General features: G+C 60.7%; 16 protein-coding genes. 13 read left to right on the top strand and 3 right to left on the bottom strand.

All coding sequences use genetic code 11. The annotated features are described in order from the left end of the window. Positions 1-93: 93 nt before the first annotated feature. A complete protein-coding gene (locus tag J5286_RS24800; RefSeq protein WP_209192455.1) occupies positions 94-1,812 on the top strand; it encodes an adenylate/guanylate cyclase domain-containing protein in 1,719 nt (572 codons plus the stop codon). Further along, positions 1,812-2,690: an FkbM family methyltransferase gene (locus J5286_RS24795; protein WP_209192454.1), complete on the top strand. Its 879-nt coding sequence runs from the start codon at positions 1,812-1,814 to the stop codon at positions 2,688-2,690. The genes J5286_RS24800 and J5286_RS24795 overlap by 1 nt, the downstream gene beginning before the upstream one ends. Here the strand turns inward: J5286_RS24795 and J5286_RS24790 are convergent, their stop codons facing one another. Beyond that, positions 2,691-3,170: a class I SAM-dependent methyltransferase gene (locus J5286_RS24790; protein ID WP_111560949.1), complete on the bottom strand. Its 480-nt coding sequence runs from the start codon at positions 3,168-3,170 to the stop codon at positions 2,691-2,693. It lies immediately after the preceding gene. Between the two features lie 317 nt (positions 3,171-3,487). Between J5286_RS24790 and J5286_RS24785 the strand changes: the two genes are divergently transcribed. Then, positions 3,488-4,663 (top strand): DUF3095 domain-containing protein, encoded by a 1,176-nt coding sequence (locus J5286_RS24785; RefSeq protein WP_209192453.1) that lies wholly within the window; start codon positions 3,488-3,490, stop codon positions 4,661-4,663. On the opposite strand, the gene J5286_RS24780 is transcribed toward J5286_RS24785, so the two are convergent. Further along, positions 4,653-5,993 carry a nucleotide sugar dehydrogenase gene (locus J5286_RS24780; protein WP_209192451.1) on the bottom strand — a complete coding sequence of 447 codons (1,341 nt, stop codon included), beginning with the start codon at positions 5,991-5,993 and terminating at the stop codon, positions 4,653-4,655. The two genes, J5286_RS24785 and J5286_RS24780, sit on opposite strands and share 11 nt — an antisense overlap. Before the next feature lie 431 nt (positions 5,994-6,424). On the opposite strand from J5286_RS24780, the gene J5286_RS24775 reads away from it, so the two are divergent. The 10 genes from J5286_RS24775 to J5286_RS24730 all read left to right on the top strand — a co-directional run bounded on the left by J5286_RS24775 (position 6,425) and on the right by J5286_RS24730 (position 21,046). Continuing rightward, positions 6,425-7,768: an adenylate/guanylate cyclase domain-containing protein gene (locus J5286_RS24775; RefSeq protein ID WP_209192450.1), complete on the top strand. Its 1,344-nt coding sequence runs from the start codon at positions 6,425-6,427 to the stop codon at positions 7,766-7,768. A 148-nt stretch (positions 7,769-7,916) separates the two neighbouring features. Further along, positions 7,917-9,815 carry an ABC transporter ATP-binding protein gene (locus tag J5286_RS24770; protein ID WP_209192449.1) on the top strand — a complete coding sequence of 633 codons (1,899 nt, stop codon included), beginning with the start codon at positions 7,917-7,919 and terminating at the stop codon, positions 9,813-9,815. Beyond that, a complete protein-coding gene (locus J5286_RS24765) occupies positions 9,809-11,719 on the top strand; it encodes an ABC transporter substrate-binding protein (RefSeq protein ID WP_209192448.1) in 1,911 nt (636 codons plus the stop codon). Before J5286_RS24770 ends, J5286_RS24765 begins: the two co-directional genes overlap by 7 nt. Before the next feature lie 3 nt (positions 11,720-11,722). Next, on the top strand, positions 11,723-12,721 hold the full coding sequence (locus tag J5286_RS24760; protein WP_047504155.1) for an ABC transporter permease: 999 nt from the start codon (positions 11,723-11,725) through the stop codon (positions 12,719-12,721). Then, on the top strand, positions 12,721-13,893 hold the full coding sequence (locus tag J5286_RS24755; RefSeq protein WP_209192447.1) for an ABC transporter permease: 1,173 nt from the start codon (positions 12,721-12,723) through the stop codon (positions 13,891-13,893). The genes J5286_RS24760 and J5286_RS24755 overlap by 1 nt, the downstream gene beginning before the upstream one ends. A gap of 87 nt (positions 13,894-13,980) precedes the next feature. Continuing rightward, entirely contained in the window at positions 13,981-15,189 is a 1,209-nt protein-coding gene (locus J5286_RS24750) for a glycosyltransferase family protein (protein WP_018901200.1), read from the top strand. Positions 15,190-15,200: 11 nt separating this feature from the next. Continuing rightward, on the top strand, positions 15,201-16,448 hold the full coding sequence (locus tag J5286_RS24745) for a glycosyltransferase family 4 protein (protein ID WP_209192973.1): 1,248 nt from the start codon (positions 15,201-15,203) through the stop codon (positions 16,446-16,448). Beyond that, complete coding sequence (locus J5286_RS24740; RefSeq protein ID WP_209192446.1) at positions 16,445-17,584, top strand: glycosyltransferase family protein; 1,140 nt, start codon at positions 16,445-16,447, stop codon at positions 17,582-17,584. The genes J5286_RS24745 and J5286_RS24740 overlap by 4 nt, the downstream gene beginning before the upstream one ends. 185 nt (positions 17,585-17,769) lie before the next feature. Further along, positions 17,770-20,484, top strand: coding sequence for an ABC transporter ATP-binding protein (locus J5286_RS24735; RefSeq protein WP_209192445.1), 2,715 nt, complete (start codon positions 17,770-17,772; stop codon positions 20,482-20,484). 94 nt (positions 20,485-20,578) lie between these two features. Further along, a complete protein-coding gene (locus J5286_RS24730) occupies positions 20,579-21,046 on the top strand; it encodes a cyclic nucleotide-binding domain-containing protein (protein WP_209192443.1) in 468 nt (155 codons plus the stop codon). Between the two features lie 86 nt (positions 21,047-21,132). On the opposite strand, the gene J5286_RS24725 is transcribed toward J5286_RS24730, so the two are convergent. Next, positions 21,133-22,464 carry an MFS transporter gene (locus J5286_RS24725; protein ID WP_209192442.1) on the bottom strand — a complete coding sequence of 444 codons (1,332 nt, stop codon included), beginning with the start codon at positions 22,462-22,464 and terminating at the stop codon, positions 21,133-21,135. Positions 22,465-22,468: the final 4 nt, after the last annotated feature.

Below are 22,468 nucleotides of genomic sequence, written 5' to 3'. Positions count from 1 at the left end.
TGTGACGTGCGCGGACGGTCGAAAGGCGGCAATAAAACCTCAATTGCCCTATCACTAGTGCAAATGTGATTTGGGTTTCAAGAACGGTATTGAATGGCGAGCGGCGCAGTCAGCAGCATTTTTTCGGAACGCTCGATCAGGCGCGCGCGGCTCGGCTCCGGCCTCGTCATGTTCGCCTTCGCGTTCCTGCATTTTTCCAATCATGCGCTCGGCCTCATTTCCGTTTCGGCGGCGGAAGACGGTAGACGGTTTTTCACCGCACTGTGGCGAAATCCGGTCGGCACGCTGGCGCTCTACGGCGCGATCTTCACCCACATCGCACTGGTCTTGCGCTCGATCTACATCCGCCGCAGCCTCGTCATGCCCAAGGGCGAGCTTGCCCAGATCATTCTCGGTCTGGCAATTCCCATCTTGTTGATCGACCACGTGATCGGCACGCGTGTCGTTCATGCGCTCTACGGCTACCGCGACAACTACGAAACGATCATGCGCACGCTGTGGATCACCGCGCCCGGCAATGGGCTGCGCCAGGTGGTCGCGCTCGTGTTCGTTTGGTTCCACGGCTGCATCGGCCTGCACTACTGGCTACGTTATCGCAACTGGTACACGGATATAGCGGCGTCGCTGCTGGTCGTGGCTATTCTCGTGCCGGTTCTCGCCATTCTTGGTTTCATCGAGATGGGCCGCACCATTGCCGAGCCGGCCTATGAGGGTATTGCAGATAGCAGTCGCTACGAGTCAAACCTCAATGCGCGCTACATGAAGGACCCGGAAGCGATCGCGGAAGTTAGGATGATCCGCACCGGGCTTTACGGCTCGTTCGCAGGTGCCTTGTTTCTCGTCGTCGCGGCCAGAACGCATCGCCGCTGGAGAGAACGTGTCGACCAGATCACGGTGCACTATCAGGGTGGGGAAGTGGTGCGTGTTCCGCGCGGCTTCACGGTTCTTGAAGCAAGTAGACTTGGTGGGATACCGCATTATTCCGTCTGTGGCGGCAAGGGGCAGTGCTCGACCTGCCGGGTGCAGGTGCTGAGCAATCTCGAGGCGCTTCCTGCTCCAGACCGGATGGAGCAATCGACGCTGAAGCGCATCAACGCCGCACCCGATGTGCGGCTTGCTTGTCAGCTGCGCCCAACGCAAGACGTGACCGTGGTGCCGCTTCTGCTTCGCGCGACGGAGACCGCGTTGCCCGCCAACACGCAGGAAACGACGCCCGGCCGGGAGCGCGAAATCGCCGTTCTCTTCTGCGACATACGCGACTTCACGGCGCTGACCGAGGACCGCCTGCCCTTCGATATCGTCTTCCTGCTGAACCGCTATTTCGCGCTGGTCGGCAATGCGGTCGAGAAGGCCGGCGGCCGGGTCGACAAGTTCATCGGCGACGGCGCCATGGCGCTCTTCGGCATCGGCACCTCGCCCGAGGAGGCCTGCCGCCAAGCACTGACGGCTGCGGCATCGATCGCGCGCGACATCGAGAAGCTCAGCGCGGAACTGTCGGACGAACTGTCGATGCCGCTGCGCATCGCCATCGGCATCCATACCGGCCCGGCGGTGGTGGGAACGCTGGGCTTCGGCCGCGCCCGCAGCACGACGGCGATCGGCGACATGGTGAACGTCGCCAGCCGCCTGGAGGCCGCGGCGAAGGAATTCGAAGTTGCGCTCGTCGTCTCCGAACCGGTAGCGGCTCTCGCCGGTGCCGACATGGGCGGGATAGAAAGTCGTGAAATCAGCGTCAGAGGCCGCGTACTGCCCTTGAAAGTTTACGTCATTCCGCGAGACAAGGCGATCGAACTGCTCGAAGGACAGACCTGATGCCCGGCCAACCGCGGCTGACCGCCAAATACTGGATGAAGCGCTGGCGCAAGATGCGCAACGCGATCGCTGGCAAGCTTTTAGATACGCGCACCGGCCGCCGTGTCTTGATCGAAAGCATCGGGCCGCGCGTCGTCTCGATGACTGTCGATGCCGGCGATCACCTGATGACCTTTTCGCCGGCCGACTACATCGGCCGCAAGGTGTTTCGTAAGGGCCATTTCGAGCGCGATCACGTCGATCGCTTGTTGACGATCCTGCAGCAACGCGGCCTGTTGCGCGGTGACGGCCACCTGCTTGAGATCGGCGGCAATATCGGCACGCAGACGGTCTATTTCGCGCTCAGCGGCGCCTATCGGCACATCGTTACGATCGAGCCCGACCCCCGCAACTTTCCGCTTCTGCAGCTCAATCTGCGGCAGAATCGGCTCGACAGTAGAGTGACGGCGGTCAATTACGCGGCCGGTGACACGTCGGGCGAAATTGATTTTTTCATGAATGCCAACAATCACGGCAAGAGCAGCGCCATCCGGCAAAGCGCCAGCGACACGAAGATCAGCGTCCCGGTTCGGCCGGTGACGGAGATTTTGGCCGATCTTTCGATCGACCCTGCCGCGATCGGTCTCGTCTGGATGGATATCGAGGGATACGAACCGGTGGCGTGCCGGTCCATGGTACCGCTCATGTCGCGACGCGTGCCGCTCTACATGGAGTTCACACCAAGCTTTTACGGCCCGGCGCAGACAGGCGAGTTTATCGCCACGCTTGCCGGTTTCTACGATCGCTGCCTTGTCTTCTTCGAAGACGGAGAGAAGGAAATGACCGTGACGGACCTTCCCGGCGACATCGATCAGTACGACGTGCTGTTCCTGCCCTGATCAACGCCGACGGTAAAGATAGTAGCGGCCTTCCTTGATGCCTGGTGGAAGCGGCAGCGGCTCAAGCTCTGGCCGTTCGATCGGCAGACCGCTGACAGCGATCCCGCCCGTTGCCAGAACGCCAACCATCAGTTGCGGCAGCCACGTCAGCGTTACCGCATCGATCTCATCATGACCCGTTCCGATATCGGCATGTGCGAGAGCAGCACCGATGCCGAGGAAGGCTTGGCCCGATTCGCGGATCTCGCCTGTCACCATGTTCTCGGCCGGAGGCGTCGAGGACGAATAGGAGCGCACATCGCGGTCGAAGGCGATGATGCGGCGATCGGGAAAATGCTCACGCAGATGATCGTAGGTCCGGCCATTGCCAAGCCCGAATTCGAGGACGGGGCCGTCTATCTTTTGAACGAGATCGACGATGGAATTCAGAATATCACGCTGGGCCGTCAAACGGCGAATGAAGCTGTCGAGGCGGCTCATTTGCGACTGTGTCCGTTCGTAGTTCTTGAGAGCGGATGCGAAGACATCGCGCTTGTGGGATGGATGCATGCCTGCCGTGAGCGCATTACCGCAAAGGCTATAGTTTGCGGTTCCGCAGCCACGCGTTGCAGGCGTGTACGTTGGCGACAGAGCTAGCGGCAAAGGTCCGAGCGTGCAAGCCGACATGCGCCAGCATACGGCAAACTCACATGAAGGTTATTGTCTTCGCCCCCCGCGCGAAGAATTGGAATTGGCCAAGATCGGTCCGCGCCGAAAATGCCATTGCCGCAGATCGGCCTGTCTGTTCTAACTCTCGTATGAACGAAATCTCCGACGACAGCTTCTTCGCCAGCGTGCCAGTCTTCGACCAATTCGAGGGCGTGACAGATACGAACAATTATCGCCGCCTGCCTGATGATTGGGTGTTGGCGGTTGCCGATATCGTTGGGTCGACGCAGGCTATCATGGATGGCCGCTACAAGGACGTGAACATGGCCGGCGCGAGCGTCATCTCAGCTGTGCTCAACGCGCTCGGCAAGGGCGACTACCCCTTCGTTTTCGGCGGAGATGGAGCGATCGTCGCCTTGCCTGGCTCGATGGAAACGGCGGCGCGCGAGGCGCTTGCCGCGGCTCAGCGATGGGCCGAGGAAGATCTGCAGCTGACGCTGCGCATTGCGCTGGTGCCGCTCAGCGACGTCAGGCGCGAGGGATTGGACGTTCGCGTCGCCCGATATTCCGCAAGCCCGTTTGTGAGCTACGCGATGTTTGCGGGCGGTGGCGGCAACTGGGCCGAGAGGCAGATGAAGGAAGGGCGTTACGCCATCGAGCCGGCGCCGGCGGGCACGCGTCCGGATCTGACCGGTCTCTCCTGTCGCTGGAACCCGATCGAATCCCGCAATGGCGAAATCGCCTCGATCATCGCGGTGCCGGGCGAGCGGGGTGTGACGCCGGAATTCCGGCAGCTGGTCAGCGACGTGGTCGCTATCTCCGCCGAGCAGAGCCGCGACGCGCATCCGGTACCGGCCGATGGGCCGGCACTTGGCTTTTCGCTGAAAGGTATCAACCGGGAGGTCCGGGCGACGGCGCCGCATGCGGGGCGGCTGCGGCAGCGAATTATCATCATGCTGCAGATCGCGCTCACCGTGATCCTGCACAAGCTAAACCTGAAGTTCGGCACCTTCGATGCGCGGCTCTACAAGCGCGACGTCGCCGGCAACTCCGACTTTCGCAAATTCGACGATGGCCTGAAGATGACGCTCGACATCGATGCGCATCGCCTCGGTCTGATCCGGGCACTTTTGGAGAAGGCACAAGCCGACGGCATCGCGCGCTATGGCCTTCACAGCCAGACATCGGCACTGATGACTTGCTTCGTGCCGACGCCGCTATCGCGCGATCATATGCATTTCATCGACGGAGCAAGCGGCGGCTACGCCGTCGCCGCCAGCCAGATGACCGGCAAGACGCTGTCAATCGACGAAGTCACGCCTTGATGATGGTCTCGGCGGCAATCCCGAGCCGAGCGAAGACGTTGCGCGTATCGACGATCAGCGCGCCGCTTTCCGCAAGGCGCTTGTAGTCGACGCCGTCGTGATCCGTTGCGATCAGGATCGCGTCATAGCCGGCAAGCACCTCGTCGCTAAGCTCTACGGACTGACGACCCTTCAGCGCCTGATACTCACGCGTGGATGGAATCTCCGGCACATGCGGATCGTGATAATCCGCGCGGCCACCACGTTCCTCGATCACCTCGATCAGCCGCAAGGATGGGCTCTCGCGAATATCCGCGACGTTCTTCTTGTAGGCGAGGCCGATCATGAGAACGCGCGAACGGCTCAGCGCCTTGCCGACGCGGATATCCAGCGCTTCGGCAAGCTTGCCCACCACATAGCGCGGCATCGCCGAGTTGATCTCGCCGGCGAGCTCGATGAAACGCGTGGGAAGTTCGTATTCGCGTGACTTCCAGGTGAGATAGAAGGGATCGATCGGGATGCAGTGACCGCCCAGCCCCGGCCCCGGATAGAACGGCATGTAGCCGAACGGCTTGGTCTTGGCCGCATCGATCACTTCCCAGACATCGATGCCCATGGCGGCGTAGACCGTCTTCAGCTCGTTGACGAGCGCGATATTGACGGACCGGAAGATGTTTTCCGTCAGCTTGACTGCTTCGGCGGTCGCATTCGACGACACCGGGACCACCGTCTTCACGGCAGCGCCATAGAAAGCCGACATCAACGACAGAGCCTGTGCGCCGTCGCCGGCAACGACCTTGGGGATCGTGGCCGTGTTGAAGTGCTGGTTGCCGGGATCTTCCCGTTCCGGCGAGAAGCCGACGAAGAAATCGTTCCCGGATTTCAGGCCGGTCTTCTCAAGGATGACCTTCACCACATCATCGGTGGTCCCAGGATATGTCGTCGATTCCAGCACGACGAGTTGGCCCTTGCGGAGATGCTCGGCGATCGTGCGCGATGTCGCCTCGACGAAGGACAGATCCGGATCGCGGTGCTTCGTGAGCGGCGTCGGCACGCAGATGACGAAGACGTCGCACTCGGCTAGGCTGGCAAATTCGGTCGTCGCGGCAAAGCGGCCGGCATCGATCTGAGCCTGCAGGTCGGCGCTGGTGACCGCATCGATATAGGAGCTGCGCGCATCGATGGCGACGATCTTCTTCGGATCGACGTCGAAGCCGGTGACCGAGAAGCCGCTACGGGCGATCGCCATGGCGAGCGGCAGGCCGACATAGCCGAGGCCGATGATACCGGCGCGGGCCGTGCGTGTCTCGATCTTGTTGAAAAGATCGTCGAATACAGAGGTGCTTTGCAAAGCGGGTCTCGCCTGAAACAGAAAGGAACTCTGATCTAGTGTAAGATCGCGGCGAATTAAACCCGCCAAACGCCATATTGGACAACTGACGCGAACGTGAACGCGGAGCGCCATCTGATGGGCCGTTCGTCGCGGTGTTGCTAAAATGGCTCGGCTTCCCGCAGACATTTGACGGAGCAGCGGAATTTGGTCCGCGCCCATTGTCTCGCGCTGATGGCGGACCTATCTAGAGTGTATAACCAACCATCAAAAGGCAGCTTATCCGGCCGCATTCATGTGGCCTGACAGGTACCTCCGCCGCTTTGGCGGATCGTTGACACAATAATTCTGCTCGTTCATCCTTATTTCGCCTGGCGCACGTGGTGCGGCTGGACGATTATCCGACGTTTTTTCGGGGGGGGGTGACGCGCCTTATGAGGATATTGGCAGGCATGGGCGCGATCGATACTCGGGTTTCTTCAATTCTACTGGACCGTGTTGCTGAGTGGCTGACGAATTCATCGCTCGCGGGAGACGATCTCGAAAACATCGTTCGCGGCTTTTGCGAGCGCATCGCGGCCGCCGGCCTTCCGATCGCGCGTGTCCACCTGACTTTCTCGATGCTGCATCCCCTGTACGATGCGCTCAGCTTCACCTGGCGGCGAGCAAGCGGCGTGACGATCGAAGGGTATCGCCACGCGGCGGGGCAGAAGCCGGACCGCTTCCTGCAGAGCCCCTACTATTATCTCCTCGACAACAATCTGCAACATATCCGTCGCCATATCCCGGCGGACGGCCCTGTGGAGTTCCCCGTCTTCGCCGATCTTCGCGCTGAGCGGATTACCGACTATCTCGCCTTCGTGCAGCCTTTCGGCGATGGCTCGGTGCAGGGGATGATGGGTTCGTGGTCGACGGACAGCCATTCCGGCTTTTCTGACGACATGATCGACGCCCTGCTGCGCATGCAGAATCACCTCGCCGTTGCCGCCAAGATGGCCGTGCTCGGCAAGCTCGCCAACAACATGCTGACCACCTATCTCGGCGGCGATGCGGGAAAGCGCGTGTTGAACGGCCAGATCCGACGCGGCGACGGCGAAACCATCCGCGCAGCACTCGTCATGGGGGATATGCGCCAGTCCACCGTTTATGCCGAAAAGGAAGGCCGGCAGAATTACATCGATACGCTGAACCAGTTCTTCGATGCGATCGCGGCACCTTTCAACCGCAATGGCGGTGAGATTCTGAGCTTCATCGGCGATGGCTTTCTGGCCGTCTACCCCTGCGGCCGCCACAAGGACCCGTCGAAAATCGCCTGTCAGTCGGCACTTTCTGCCGTTCACCAGGCGCAGTCGCGGGTCGCCGAGCTCAACAGCGAGCGGCAGGCCAATGGCCTCGGCAAGATTTCCTACGGCATCGGCCTGCATGTAGGTAATGTTATGTTCGGCAATGTCGGCCTGAAGGACAGACTGACGTTTTCCGCCTTCGGCTCCGCCGTCAACGAGGTGCAGCGGCTGCAATCGCTGACCAAGAAATATTCGCGCGAAGTCGTGGCGAGCCAGGCCTTTGCCGGCTATTGCGGCGGTGAATGGACGACGCTGGGCGAGGAAAAACTGCGGGGTGTGCGCCAGAAAATCACGGTGCTGCAGCCGCATGCACCGACCCCGCATCTGCACACGGATGAGACCTTCCATGATGTGCCTCAGGACGCGCTGTCAGAGGCCGAGCAAGTCATCCTCCTGCACCGCGATGCGCGCAAGCACGCCAAGGCGCCAACGGCCGACAAGTTCATGCAATAACCGCTTAGGACAGGCCATCTGGGTCGGGCCGAAGAAAACTGCGGAAATCTCCCCAATTTCAATGTGTTCGTCATCAACTGGACACCCTGATTGCCGTACGCTAGTGTCTTCGTAACGGGAACGAAGAAAACTGGGGAATTTCATTGGTATGGCGTCCGCGTCCGATCTGCTGCGCATCGAAAATCTGGATATCTCATTCTCGGTTTTCGGCGACAAACTGCGTGTCGTAAAGAACGCAAATTTGCGCATTTTGCCCGGCAAGGTGACGGCGCTGGTTGGCGAGTCCGGTTCCGGTAAGTCGGTCATCAGCCAGAGCATCATGGGCATTCTGCCCAATCCCGCGCAGGCATCGGGAAGCATTCTCTTCACCGACCCGCTGGACGGTAAAGCCACCGATATCCTGAAATATTCGCGTGATAGCGAAGAGATGCGCGATCTGCGCGGCCGCCGCATGGCGACGATCTTCCAGGAACCGATGACGTCGCTGTCGCCGCTGCACACGGTCGGCAACCAGATCAGCGAGTCGCTGCTAATCCATACAGACGCGACGAAAAAGGAAGCGCGGCAAAAGACGGAGGAGATGCTCGGCCTCGTCGGCTTCGCCAATCCGAAGCGCACATTCGACATGTACCCCTTCGAGCTCTCGGGCGGCATGCGCCAGCGCGCGATGATTGCCATGGCGCTCATCTGCAACCCCGCTTTGCTGATCGCCGATGAGCCGACGACCGCGCTCGACGTGACGATCCAGGCACAGATTCTCGAACTGCTCCGCGATCTGCAGCACAAGCTCGGCATGGCAATGCTACTGATCACCCACGATCTCGGCGTCGTCGCCAACATGGCCGACGAAGTCGTGGTGATCTACCATGGCGAGATCATGGAAGCCGGGCCGGTGGAATCGATCTTCCGCAATCCGCAGCACCCCTATCTCAAGGGCCTGATGGCGGCCGTTCCGCACTTCGACATGAAGGAAGGCGAACGCCTGAAGGCGCTGCGCGACGTGCCTGTCAACCTCGAGTCCCTCCTCGGCAAGAAAAAGGCCAAGATGGCACTTGAAGGCCCCGAAGTGCTGTTGTCGGTCAACAATCTGACCAAGGCCTTCAAGACACGCAACCGCGGCCTATTCGGCATGCGCGATGATGCAGGTGTCCGGGCGGTGGACGACGTCAGTTTCGATATTCGTCGCGGCGAATGCCTCGGCCTTGTCGGCGAATCCGGCTGCGGCAAGACTACCGTCAGCAAGATCCTGATGCGGGCGATGGCGCCGGATAGCGGCTCGGTGATCTTTAATGACGATAAGGATGTCGTCGATGTCCTGTCCGTTACCGGCGATGATCTGCAGGAGCTGCGAACCAATATCCAGATGGTCTTCCAGGATCCGGTATCTTCGCTGTCTCCACGCATGACCGTTCGCAATATTCTCTCCGAGCCGCTCGAGATCCACGATCGCGGCGACAGCGCGGAGCGCAATCGCAAGGTCGAAGCGCTGATGGGCGCGATCGGGCTCGATAAGCGCTACCTCAATCGCTACCCGCACAGTTTCTCTGGCGGCCAGCGTCAGCGCATCGGTATCGCGCGCGCACTTGCACTCGGACCGAAGCTCATCATTCTCGACGAGCCTGTCTCGGCACTCGACGTTTCGGTTCAGGCGCAGATCCTCAATCTCTTGAAGGATCTGCAAAAGGAACTCGGGCTCACCTATCTGTTCATTTCGCACAATCTTGCCGTGGTCGACTACATGGCCGATCGCATCGCCGTCATGTGCAAGGGCCGCATCGTCGAGATAGCGCCGCGCGAGATCATCCTGCGCGATCCCGTCCACCCCTACACCAAATCACTCTTGGCAGCGGTCCCCTTCCCCGATCTCGACCGCCCGCTCGACTTCGAGGCGTTGCGCAGGAACGGCGCTGCCGACAAGCAGAACTGGGGCGTGACCTTTACCGCCGAACACGACGACGCATCGGAACTCGATTATGCCGATCTCGGCAACGGGCATTTCGTGCGCGCGCGAAAAGGCGCCGATGTGAAGGAGTTGCGCGCATGGTAACGCGTCGGGGTTTCATCGGCGGATTGGTTGGTGCGGCGATTTCGCCATCACTGGCGAAAGCAGTGGGCGATCGGGATATCGAGCCCGAATTCCTGCGCGACTGGCTGCGTGCAGATCGCATCCCGCCGATGGTGGAGCGCCTGCCGACCCATCCGAGGATCATCAACATGAAGGCAACCGGGCGGCAGCCCGGCGTTTACGGCGGCACCGTGCGTACGATCATCGGCAGCGCGAAAGACATCCGCTACATGACGGTCTACGGCTATTCCAGGCTGATCGGCTACGACACCAAGCTGCAGTTCCAGCCCGACATCCTGATGGGCTTCACCTCGGAAAACGACTCCGTCTTCACCTTCCATCTGCGCGAAGGCCATCGCTGGTCCGACGGGTCGCCGTTTACGGTGGATGATTTCCGCTACTGGTGGGAAGACGTCATCCTCAACAAGGACCTGACGCCGGGAGGTGGCGCGCTGGAGCTTCGCCCGCACGGAAACCTGCCGCGCTTCGAGGTGCTTGATCCCCTCACCGTACGCTACACCTGGGATCGGCCGAACCCGAATTTCATGCCAGCGCTTGCCGGCCCGCTGCCGCTGGTCATTTTCGGGCCGGGGCACTATCTCAAGCAATTCCACAAGAAGTATCAGGACGACTTTCGTCTGTCCGCGCTGATGAAGCAGAACCGGGTCAAGAAATGGGCCGATCTGCACATCAAGATGTCGCGCGCTTCTCGCCCTGAAAACCCCGACCTGCCGTCGCTCGATCCATGGGTCAACACGACGCCGCCGCCGGCCGAGCAGTTCGTCTTCGTGCGCAATCCGTTCTTCCATCGGATCGACGAGAACGGCGTGCAGCTGCCCTATGTCGACCGTTTCATCATGAGCGTCAGCTCGTCCTCGATCATTGCCGCCAAAGCGGGCGCGGGCGAATCCGACCTGCAGGCCACCGGCGTCGATTTCAACGACTACACCTATCTCAAGGATGCGGAAAAGCGCTTCCCGGTGAAGGTCAATCTCTGGAAACAGGTGCGCGGCTCACGGGTGGCACTGCTGCCCAACCTCAATTGCGCCGACGATGTCTGGCGCAAGCTTTTCCGCGAGACAAGCTTCCGGCGCGCGCTTTCGTTGGCCGTCGATCGGCACGAAATCAACATGGTGGCGTTCTACGGTCTCGGCAAGCCGAGCGCGGACACCGTGCTTCCGGATAGTCCGCTGTTCAAGCAGGAATATGCCGATGCTTTCATCGCCCATGATCCTGATGAAGCCAACCGCCTGCTCGATGAACTGGGACTGACGGAGCGCGACAGCGAAGACATCCGCTTGCTGCCGGACGGGCGCCGCGCCGAGATCACGGTGGAAACCGCTGGCGAAAGCAATCTCGACACCGACGTGCTCGAACTGGTGCGTGATCACTGGCGCGAGGTTGGCATTGCGCTTTACACCCGCACCTCGCAGCGCGACGTCTTCCGTGATCGCGCCATGAGCGGGCGTATCATGATGTCGATCTGGTTCGGCATCGATAACGGGGTGGCGACCGCCGACATGTCGCCGAGCCAGTTGGCGCCGACCATGGACGACCAGCTGCAATGGCCTCTCTGGGGCATGTATCATTTGTCAGCCGGGCAGGCTGGAACCGCGCCTGATCTGCCGGAGGCCGAGCAGCTCGTCAGCTTGCTCAGCCATTGGGGCGCGACCGCTCACTTCGAGGAGCGCCAGGCGATCTGGCACCAGATGCTGTCGCTCTACACGCAGCAGGTTTTCTCGATCGGATTGATCAACAGCACGCTGCAACCCATTCTGAAATCGGCGAAATTGCAGAACGTGCCGGAGCAGGGCCTCTATGGCTTCGACCCGACATCCTATCTCGGCATCTACATGCCAGACACCTTCTGGTTCAAGGAGGCCTGAGCGATGTTGAGATATATCCTCTGGCGCATCGCCGCCATGGTGCCCACGCTGTTCATCATCTCGGCGCTGGTCTTCACCATCATCGAACTCCCGCCTGGCGACTTCTTCGAAAGCCAGATCGCCGAATTGCGCGCGCAGGGCGAGAACGCCAACCTGCAGGAGATCGAGGAACTCAGGAAACAGTACGGTTTCGACAAGCCGGCCGTGGTCCGCTATTTCTACTGGGTCGGCGGCATGCTGCATGGCGACTTCGGCTATTCGTTCGAATACCAACTCCCGGTCTCCGAAGTGGTGGGCGACCGGTTGTGGCTGACCATTCTGGTCTCCTTCGCGACTATCCTTTTGACCTGGCTGATCGCCTTTCCGATCGGCATCTATTCCGCGACCCATCAGTATAGTTGGGGCGATTACGGCCTGACGCTGTTCGGCCTGCTCGGCATCGCCATTCCGAACTTCATGTTGGCGCTGATCCTCATGTATTTCGCCAACATCTGGTTCGGGGTTTCGATCGGCCATTTGATGGACCAGAAATATCTCGCAGAGCCGATGAGCTGGGAGAAAGCGAGATCGATCCTCTCGCATTTGTGGATCCCCGTGATCATCGTCGGCACAGCAGGCACAGCAGGCATGATCCGACGACTTCGCGCCAATCTACTCGACGAGATGCAGAAGCAATATGTGGTGACTGCGCGCGCCAAGGGTCTTCATCCGCTGCGCGCACTGCTCAAGTATCCGCTGCGCATGGCGCTGAACTTCTTCGTCGCCGATATCGGCTCGATCCTGCCTTCGATCATATCGGGCGCGGAAATCGTCGCGATCGTGCTGTCGCTTGAGACGACCGGCCCGATGCTGATCAAGGCGCTTCAGAGCCAGGACATGTATCTTGCCGGCTCGTTCCTGATGTTCCTGGCCTTCCTGAATGTCATCGGCGTGCTGATCTCGGACATCGCCCTCGGCTTCCTCGACCCGCGTATTCGCCTCCAAGGCAGGAGCACCAAATAATGTCGCCCTTGCCCCCACCCGGCGCCCCGATGCCGCATTATGTCTCGACCGCGCCATTCGATCCGATGGCGACTGAAACGATGACGGCGGCGCAATCGCGCATCCACCTTGCTTCGCAAAAGCAGCTGATGTGGTGGAAATTCAAGCAGCATCGCCTGGCGCTGGCCTCGGCGGTCTTCCTGATCGCCGTTTACCTGATGATCATCGTCGTGGAATTCGTGGCGCCCTATGGGCTGCACACCAAGAACGTCGATTTCATCCATTCGCCGCCGCAACGTGTGCACTTTTTCAATGACGGCAAGTTCGTCGGGCCGTTCGTCTATGGCCGCACCATGTCGCTGGATATGGATACGCTGCACCGGCTCTACAGCGACAAGCCTGACGATGTGCAGCCGATCCGCTTCTTCTGCCGCGGCGATGCCTACAAGTTCTGGGGCGTGTTCGATTCCAACCTGCATATGGTCTGCCCTGCCGAGGGCGGACAGATGTTTCTGCTCGGGACCGATCGGCTCGGCCGCGACGTGCTTTCGCGCATTCTCTACGGCGCCCGCATATCGCTGACGATCGGCCTGATCGGTATCTCGATCAGCTTCTGCCTCGGCATCGTCATCGGCGGCCTTGCGGGCTATCGTGGCGGCGTGTTCGACCTGATCGTGCAACGTCTGATCGAAGTGCTGCAATCGCTTCCGAGCCTGCCCTTGTGGATGGCGCTGGCGGCGATCATGCCGGTGACGTGGAGCCCCCTCGTCATCTATTTCGGCATCACGATCATTCTCGGCATCATCGACTGGACCGGTCTAGCGCGTGCCGTTCGCTCCAAGCTCTTGGCATTGCGCGAGGAGGATTACGTGCAGGCCGCCCAGCTGATGGGCGCCAGTACCCCGCGCGTGATCGGGCGGCATCTCGTGCCGGGCTTCATGTCCCACCTGATTGCCTCGGCGACGATTTCCATTCCCAGCATGATCCTTGGCGAGACCGCGCTAAGCTTCCTTGGGCTTGGCCTTCGCCCGCCGATCACCAGCTGGGGCATTCTGCTCACGGAAGCCAAGAGCGTAAGTGTTATTGCGTTCTATCCGTGGTTGCTTTTCCCGATTATACCTGTGGTCTTGGTGATTTTGGCGTTCAACTTTCTGGGAGACGGGTTGCGCGATGCGGCTGATCCCTACAAATAACGGCCAACGACTGATCTTCCCCCGATCGGTCGCCAGCGCCGTTGAAAGCGGCGGTGCTAGATGATGTATAGCCCGGAAGGAATGTCCATGGCCCGGCGCCTGGAAGACGCACGCATCCTGATGTACAGCCACGACACGTTCGGGCTTGGCCATCTGCGACGCTGTCGCACCATCGCGCATGCGTTGGTCGAGGACTATCGCGGCCTGAACATCCTGATCATCTCGGGTGCGACGATCGCCGGTGCGTTCGATTATCGCGCCCGCGTCGACTTCGTGAAGGTGCCGAGCGTCATCAAGCTGCGCAATGGCGAATATACGTCGATGGCAAGCCATATCGATCTTCAGGATACGCTGAAGATGCGCGAATCGATCATCCGCCACACGGCCGAAACGTTCCAGCCCGACATCTTCATCGTCGACAAGGAGCCGATGGGACTGAAGGGCGAGGTCGAAGAGACGCTCAACTATCTGAAGGCGCGCGGCACGACACTGGTGCTTGGCCTGCGCGAGATCATGGACGCCCCTCACCTGCTCGACGCCGAGTGGAAGAAGAACGGCGTGATGCAGAAGATCGACCAATATTACGATTCGATCTGGGTCTACGGCCCGCCTGATTTTTATGACCCGCTCGTCGGCCTCGATGTGCCCGCCAGTGTTCGCCGCAAGATGGACTTCGTCGGCTTCCTGCAGCGCAGCGTCTCGGCAAACAAGACCTCGATCAATGCCCGCAGCGACGATTACATTCTCGTCACGACGGGCGGCGGCGGCGATGGCTCCGATCTCGTGCACGACGTGATGAACGCCTATGAGCAGGACCCGACCCTGCAGCAGAAGGCGCTGGTCGTGCTCGGTCCCTACATGCCGGTCGCCGAACGCACGACGCTGGTGCAGAAGGGATCGAAGATCCCTTACATCCAGGTGATCGAGTTCGACAACAACATGGAAGAGCTGATCGCCGGCGCGGCCGGCGTGGTGGCTATGGGTGGCTACAACACCTATTGCGAAATCCTCTCCTTCGACAAGCCGGCGCTGATCGTGCCCCGCGTCAAGCCGCGCGAGGAGCAGTTGTTGCGCGCGCAGCGCGCCAGCGACCTTGGCCTTGTCGAGATGCTTCTGCCGGAAGCATCGGCCGACGCCGCCGTCATGGCCGACGCGCTGAAGCGCCTGCCGCACCGCCAGCCGCCCTCGATGAGCGGATCCAACATGCGGCTTGAGGGCCTCAACCATATCTCCGAGACGGTGGGCAGCTGGCTCGACAACCGTGGCCGCCACCTTTCCGTCGTCGGCGCCGAGTGAAAGTCGTATCATTGCCGCCACGCCGGAAATTGCTTGTCGTCCTGAAGGGCTATCCACGCCTTTCGGAAACCTTCATCGCACAGGAATTGCTGGGGCTCGAAAAGGCCGGTTTCGACCTGACCTTGATCTCCATGCGCCGCCCGACCGACAAGAAGCGCCATCCCGTCCACGACGAGATCAAGGCGCGGGTCGTCTACCTGCCGGAATATCTGCACGAAGAGCCGCTCAGGGTGTTGAAGGGGCTGTTTGCCAGCTTCAGGAAGCCGGGCTTCGGCGCGCTGATGAAGCGCTTCTTCAAGGACCTGCCGCGCGATATCTCGCGCAATCGCTTTCGCAGGCTTGGCCAGGCCATGGTGCTCGCCCATGAATGGCCGGATGGCGGAGAGTGGCTGCACGCGCATTTCATCCACACCCCCGCCTCCGTCACAGAATATGCGAGCCTTTTGACCGGGGTGCCGTGGACCTGCTCGGCCCATGCCAAGGATATCTGGACATCGCCCGACTGGGAGCTGACGGAAAAGCTCTCCAGCGCCCGCTGGGCCGTGACCTGCACCCGCAACGGCTACCAGCACATGCGCACGCTGACACCACGCAAGGATGCGGTGTATCTCAGCTATCACGGCCTCGATCTCGCCCGCTTCGGCCATTTCCCCGGCGATCGATCCGGCCAGGATGGCAGCGACCCGACGAACCCCGTCTTTCTACTCAGCGTCGGGCGCGCGGTGGAGAAGAAGGGCTACGACACCTTGCTGCGTGCGCTTGCGCTCCTGCCCAGCGATCTGAACTGGCGTTTCGAGCATATCGGCGGCGGTGATGAACTGGCCAAGCTGAAGGCGCTGGCGAGCGAACTCAAGCTCTCCGAGCGCATCACCTGGAAGGGCGCGCTCGCCCAGGAAGACGTGCTGGATCACTATCGCCGCGCCGATCTCTTCGCGCTTGCCTGCCGCATCGCCGCCAATGGCGATCGCGACGGATTGCCGAACGTTCTCGTCGAGGCGTCCAGCCAGCGATTGCCCTGCATCTCGACCTCGGTTTCCGGCGTGCCGGAGCTACTGGTCGACGGCGAGAATGGGCTGCTGGTCGAACCCGATGATCCCCATGCGCTGGCGAAGGCGCTCGAGACAGCCATTCGCGATCCCGCCTTGCGGCAGAGGCTGGGCGACGCCGCCGAGATGCGCGTGCGCAGCCATTTCGACTACAATGCCAGCATCGTTCAGCTCAGCCAGTTGTTCCAACAGGAGTGGCAGAAAGCATCATGAGCGCTCCGAGGGTCTTCTTCTACGTTCAGCACTTGCTCGGTATCGGCCATATCGCGCGCGCAAGCCGCATCGCCAATGCCCTGCAGAATGACGGCTTCGATGTCACTGTCGTGACCGGTGGCCTGCCGGTTGCGGGCTTCCCGGCGGCCGGCTTGAAGACGGTGGCATTGCCGCCGGTGGTGGCCAGCAACGCCGGCTTCTCCGGGCTCGCCGATGAACGGGGCATTGCAGTCGACCAGGATTTCCTCGACCGGCGACGCGACCTGCTGCTGCAAACGTTTCACGATGCGCGCCCCGACGTCGTCATCATCGAGGCTTTTCCGTTTGGACGCAGGCAGATGCGCTTTGAACTTCTGCCTTTGATCAAAGCCATCGAAGCGTCGAGCCCGCGACCGAAGCTCTTGAGCTCGGTGCGCGACATCTTGCAGGAGAACCGCAAGGCTGGGCGCGACGCCGAGACCGTCGGTCTGGTGCAGGCGCATTTCGATGGCGTGCTCGTTCACGGCGATCCCGACTTCGTCCGCCTCGAAGACACCTTCCCGCTGACCGCGGATATAGCCGACAAGGTCTCCTATACCGGGATCGTGGCGCCGCCGCCGCCCGAGCCGGCATCGAAGACATTCGACATTATCGCATCCGCCGGTGGCGGCGCGGTTGGGATGGAGCTGTTGAACGCAGCCGGCCAAGCCGCGAAGATGCTGCCCGCCGATCTGCGCTGGCTGCTGATCAGCGGCCCGAACCTGCCGGAGACGGATTTCGTGACATTGTCGCAAGCGATCCCATCCAACGTCACGCTCGTCCGGTTCCGCAAGGATTTCCCCTCTCTGCTCTCCACCGCGCGCGTTTCCATTTCGCAGGCGGGCTACAACACGGTAGGCGACCTCTTGCGGACCGACTGTCGGCCGATCCTGATCCCGTTCGTCGCAGGCGGGGAGACGGAGCAGACCGTCAGGGCCGAGCGGCTTGCCAAGCTCGGATTGGCCGAGTTGTTGCCCGAAAAGGGGCTGACGGCGGATCATGTGGCGACGGCGGTGAGCGCAGCACTTGCGGCTCCCAAGCGTCGCGCAGCCGATCTTGATATCGATCTAGAAGGCGCCAGACGAACGGCCGAAATCATTCGCGCTATGCTCGCGTGAAACTCTCGCCCTTTATGAAAATCATGTGATATAAAACAGACTCTCGCGTGAATCGGCGTCCAGCAATACACGTCGCTTCGCGTTGTTTTTATTGAGCGATCCGATAGCATGATCCTGTTCTCGGTACCACCGCCCTCTCGTGCAGGATTGATGTCTCAAATTTTCCAGACAATCGACGGTTAGCAATGGAAAAAAGCCTCGCGCGCTACATCTGGTCGAACACGCGGCTGCAGCAGCTCTGGATTCTGGCGGTGGTCGCACTTTCGATGGTGCCGTACTTTCTGTCGTTCGACCTGCCCAAGCAGATCGTCAACGGACCTATTCAGGGATCAGGCTTCGAGGGTGAAGGCGCCACGCAGACCTTCATGCATCTTTCCTACACGTTTCCGCTGATCGGGAAGGTGGAGTTCTTCCAGGGCATCCAGCTCGGTCGCGAGCAGATGCTGATGGCGCTCAGCCTGGTTTTCCTGGCGCTCGTCGTCCTCAACGGCCTCTTCAAGTTTTACATTAACACCTACAAGGGTCGGCTCGGCGAGCGCATGCTGCGGCGCATCCGCTTTCAGTTGATCGATCGGGTTCTGCGCTTCCCGCCCAATCATTTCAAGCGCGTGAAGTCCGCTGAAATCGCCACCATGATCAAGGATGAAGTCGAGCCTATGGGCGGCTTCACGGGGGACGCTTTCGTCTCGCCTGCCCTGCTCGGCGGCCAGGCACTGACGGCGCTCGCCTTCATTATCGTGCAGAACTTCTGGCTAGGCATGATTGCGGCTGCGATCGTCGGCGTTCAGGCCGTCGTCATTCCCCGCATGCGCAAGCGGCTGTTGGAGCTCGGTCGCCAGCGGCAGCTGACAGCACGCGAGCTTTCCGGCCGCGTTGGCGAGATCGTCGATGGCATCGGCACGATCCATGGCAACGACACATCGAACCTGGAACGCGCCGACATCGCCGCGCGCCTTGGGCTCATCTTCTCGATCCGCTACGATCTCTATCAGTGGAAGTTCCTGGTCAAGTTCCTGAACAACTTCCTCGCACAGGTAACGCCGTTCCTGTTCTACGCGATCGGCGGCTACTTGGCGCTCCAGGGCCGACTGGATATTGGACAGCTCGTGGCCGTCATCAGCGCCTACAAGGATTTGCCGGGACCACTGAAGGAACTGATCGACTGGGATCAGATGCGCCAGGACGTGCAGGTCAAGTACCAACAGGTCTACGAGCAGTTCAATGTCGAGCCGCTGATCGACGACAGCATCCACAAGGTCGCCATCGAAGAGGTTCCGGCTTTGGCCGCACCCATCGTCGTTACCAACCTTGCCGTCAGCGACGATAGCGGCGCAAAGCTGATCGATCACGTCTCCGTCGAAATCAAGCCAAACGAGACCGTAGCCGTCGTTGGGCCCAATTCGAGCGGAGCGGAAGCCTTCGCCGAGGCGCTCGGCCGCGTGGTCTGGCCCAACTCGGGCCGCATCACCATCGACGGAAAGGATCTGCTGGAGCTACCGGAATCGGTTTCGGGCCGCAGGATTTCCTATGCCTCGTCCGATCTCTATTTCTTCCAGGGTACGCTCCGCGACAACCTTCTCTATGGCCTGAAGCACGCGCCGCTGAAGGATCCCGACTATGACGAGCAGACGGCCCAGGAAGCCAAGTGGCATGCCGCCGAAGCGATCAAGGCCGGCAACCCGACGCTTGATCCGAACAGCGACTGGGTGGATTACCACGCGGCGGGCGCCACCGGTCCGGGCGATATCTTGACGGCCATGCGCCCGGCGCTCGACGCCGTGCTGATCACCGAAGACATTCTCGATCTCGCGCTGCGCTCGACTGTCGATACGCACGTCCACATCAAGCTTGCCGAACATATCGTCGATCTGCGTGCCGCGCTGCGCGAGAAGATGCAGCAGTCGGAGCTCGGCAACATCGTCGTTCCCTTCGACTTCGATAGCTACAACGCGCAGGCCACCGTCGGCGAGAATCTGCTTTTCGGCTCCATGAGAAGGCCGATCATGAACAACCGCCGCCTTGCGGCGCATCCCTATTTCCAGACGCTATTCCGCGAAACGGGACTGAGTAACGATCTCTACGCCATGGGCCTGGAAATCGCCGAAAACGCGGTTGAACTCTTCCACGACCTGCCGCCGGACCACCCGTTCTTCCAACAGTTGACCTTCATGACGGCGGACGACATTCCGACCTATCAGGCGCTACTGCAGAAGCTCAGCAGCAGGAAGTTCGACGACGCGACTCCGGAAGAGCGCTCGGCCATCATCCGCCTGAGCTTCGCCTATATCGAACCCCGCCACCGCTTCGGTCTCCTGACAGACGAATTGACAGCCAAGATCGTCAGCGCGCGCAAGCAGTTCCACGAGAATATTCCGGATGATCTCGCCGCCGTCATCGAGCGTTACGATCCCGAGCACTTCATCTCGTCGGCGAGCCTGATGGACAATGTTCTTTTCGGACGTATCGCCTATCAGCGCGCCGACGCGTCCGAGAGCATCCGCTCGATCATGGTCGGTCTCTTCGAAACGCTCGATCTCTTCGACGACGTCCTATCGATCGGGCTTGAGTTCGATGTCGGTTCCGGCGGCAAGCGTCTGACAATGGTCCAGCGCCAGAAGCTGAATCTCGCAAGAACGCTGCTCAGGCGTTCCGACTACATCATTCTCAACCGGCCGCTGTCGGCGCTGGATCAGCGCGTGCAGGACCAGATCACCAACAACCTCCTCAACGATCTGCATCATGAGGGCGAGCGACCGGCGATCGTATGGGTTCTTTCGAACGCCAGACTGGCCGCGCTTTTCGATCGGATCCTGCTTTTCGACCGTGGAAGCCTGGTCGAGGCCGGCAATTTTCCGGAACTTTCCGAACAGAACGGGATGTTCAAGGAACTGTTATCGTAATATTCTACAGGGGCTACAAAAGTGACGTCCTGCCAAAAAGGACGCACGTCATTCTAGCAAGCGCGCCACGAGCGCGCAGGGAGAAAATAAGCTCATGCTGCTCAGAGACGAAGTCGAGATGCTGCGGCGCGTGCCGATCTTTTCACGGATTGCACCAGCCAAGCTCAAACTTTTGGCCTTTACCTCGGACCGCATGACATATAGCGCCGGTCAGGATCTGTTCCGACAAGGCGACCCGGGCGACGCAGCCTATGTGGTGCTCTCAGGAACAGCCGATATTCTCGTTCGCTCGCCCGCCGGCGACATCAAGGTTGCGGACGTCGATCCCAATTCCATCGTCGGTGAGATCGCGATCCTCTGCGACGTCTCACGTACCGCAACCGTTCGCGCCACGTCGGCGCTTGAGGTGCTGCGCATCAGCAAGGAGCATTTCCTGAAGCTGCTGAGCGACTTTCCCGAGATGGCCGTCGAGATCATGCGCGTCCTCGCGGATCGCCTGAACCATACGACTGCCGAACTGACCGCAGCGCGCGCGGCAAAGAAGCCGGAAGCGGTGAATTAAGTCATCACCTTAGCTGTTTGTGATCAAACGCAAAAAACCCGCCCGAACATTGGTTCAGGCGGGCTTTCTCTATTGGCGGCGATCAATCAGTCGCGCTGTTCGAGCGCCCGGCTGAAGGCCAAGGCGGCCAGCGTACAGATTGCACCCGACAGCAGGTAGTAGCCGACGAAGGTCAGGCCAAAGCGGCTGGACAGGCTGAGTGCCACGAGCGGCGCGAAGCCGGCGCCGACGAGCCATGCCAGGTCCGACGTGAACGCCGCGCCGGTGTAGCGATATCCCCGGCCGAAGCGCGACGAGATGGAACCCGTGGCTTGGCCGAAAGACAGGCCGAGCACGCCGAAGCCGATGATCACGAAGGCATCGTGGCCATTCGAACCCGAGCCCAGCATGATCGGACCGACGAAGCTGAAGATCGCGATCAGCACCGCGCAAACCGCCAGCTGTCCGCGCCGACCGATACGGTCAGCCATCAGGCCGGAGGCGATGATCGCCAAGATGCCGACCATGGCACCGACCGTCTGCACCAGCATGAAGGCGCCGATCGGCTGGTCGCCGTAAAGGCTCATCCAGCCGAGCGGGAAGATCGTGACGAGATGGAACATCGCGAAGCTTGCCAGCGGCACGAAGGCGCCGATCAGGATATCGCGGCCGTGGATGCGCACGACGTCGCGAATCGGGGCCGCTTCGAGCTCATGCTGCTCCAGTGCCGTGCCGAATTCCTTCGTCATCACCAGACGAAGGCGCGCAAAGAGCGCGACGACGTTGATGGCGAAAGCCACGAAGAACGGATAGCGCCAGCCCCAGCTGAGGAAGTCCTGCGACGACAGATTGGCCACGAAATAGCCGAACAGCAGGCTGGCCAGCGCAAAGCCGATGGGCGCGCCAAGCTGCGGGATCATCGCGTACCAGCCGCGGTGATTCTTTGGCGCGTTTAGCGCCAAGAGCGACGCCAAGCCGTCCCATGCGCCGCCGAGCGCGAAACCCTGCCCCAATCGGAACAGCGCCAGAAGCGCGATCGACCAAACGCCGATCTCGTTATAACCCGGCAGGAACGCAATGGATGCGGTGGATCCTCCGAGCAGGAAAAGGGCGATGGTGAGCTTGGTGCCGCGGCCGTACAAGCGGTCGATCGTCATGAAGACCACCGACCCAACTGGACGTGCCAGGAATGCAAGCGAAAAGATCGCAAAGGAATAAAGTGTTGCTGTCAACCTGTCCGGCGCGAACGGAAAGACAAGCTGCGGAAAGACTAGCACCGAGGCCAGCCCGTAGACGAAGAAATCAAAGAATTCGGATGTGCGTCCAATGACGACACCGATTGCAATGCTGCCCGGCGAAACCGGCTTATCAGCATGAATTTGTCTCGCGTCACGTTCCATGGACGTGGACGAAGGACCATAGTTAGTCACAGTAGCCATATTC

The sequence above is a fragment of the Rhizobium sp. 16-488-2b genome (assembly GCF_017741815.1).
GTDB lineage: Bacteria > Pseudomonadota > Alphaproteobacteria > Rhizobiales > Rhizobiaceae > Rhizobium.
The sequence above is the reverse complement of the archived record's forward strand: the minus strand, read 5'-3'. Positions and strand labels throughout refer to the sequence as shown.

What these genes read in the sequence shown, in the direction of transcription:
- J5286_RS24800 (WP_209192455.1), top strand. Translation starts at nt 94, where the DNA reads ATGGCGAGCGGCGCAGTCAGCAGCATTTTTTCGGAACGCTCGATCAGG.
- J5286_RS24795 (WP_209192454.1), top strand. Translation starts at nt 1,812, where the DNA reads ATGCCCGGCCAACCGCGGCTGACCGCCAAATACTGGATGAAGCGCTGG.
- J5286_RS24790 (WP_111560949.1), bottom strand. Translation starts at nt 3,170, where the DNA reads ATGAGCCGCCTCGACAGCTTCATTCGCCGTTTGACGGCCCAGCGTGAT.
- J5286_RS24785 (WP_209192453.1), top strand. Translation starts at nt 3,488, where the DNA reads ATGAACGAAATCTCCGACGACAGCTTCTTCGCCAGCGTGCCAGTCTTC.
- J5286_RS24775 (WP_209192450.1), top strand. Translation starts at nt 6,425, where the DNA reads ATGGGCGCGATCGATACTCGGGTTTCTTCAATTCTACTGGACCGTGTT.
- J5286_RS24770 (WP_209192449.1), top strand. Translation starts at nt 7,917, where the DNA reads ATGGCGTCCGCGTCCGATCTGCTGCGCATCGAAAATCTGGATATCTCA.
- J5286_RS24765 (WP_209192448.1), top strand. Translation starts at nt 9,809, where the DNA reads ATGGTAACGCGTCGGGGTTTCATCGGCGGATTGGTTGGTGCGGCGATT.
- J5286_RS24760 (WP_047504155.1), top strand. Translation starts at nt 11,723, where the DNA reads ATGTTGAGATATATCCTCTGGCGCATCGCCGCCATGGTGCCCACGCTG.
- J5286_RS24755 (WP_209192447.1), top strand. Translation starts at nt 12,721, where the DNA reads ATGTCGCCCTTGCCCCCACCCGGCGCCCCGATGCCGCATTATGTCTCG.
- J5286_RS24750 (WP_018901200.1), top strand. Translation starts at nt 13,981, where the DNA reads ATGGCCCGGCGCCTGGAAGACGCACGCATCCTGATGTACAGCCACGAC.
- J5286_RS24740 (WP_209192446.1), top strand. Translation starts at nt 16,445, where the DNA reads ATGAGCGCTCCGAGGGTCTTCTTCTACGTTCAGCACTTGCTCGGTATC.
- J5286_RS24735 (WP_209192445.1), top strand. Translation starts at nt 17,770, where the DNA reads ATGGAAAAAAGCCTCGCGCGCTACATCTGGTCGAACACGCGGCTGCAG.
- J5286_RS24730 (WP_209192443.1), top strand. Translation starts at nt 20,579, where the DNA reads ATGCTGCTCAGAGACGAAGTCGAGATGCTGCGGCGCGTGCCGATCTTT.
- J5286_RS24725 (WP_209192442.1), bottom strand. Translation starts at nt 22,464, where the DNA reads ATGGCTACTGTGACTAACTATGGTCCTTCGTCCACGTCCATGGAACGT.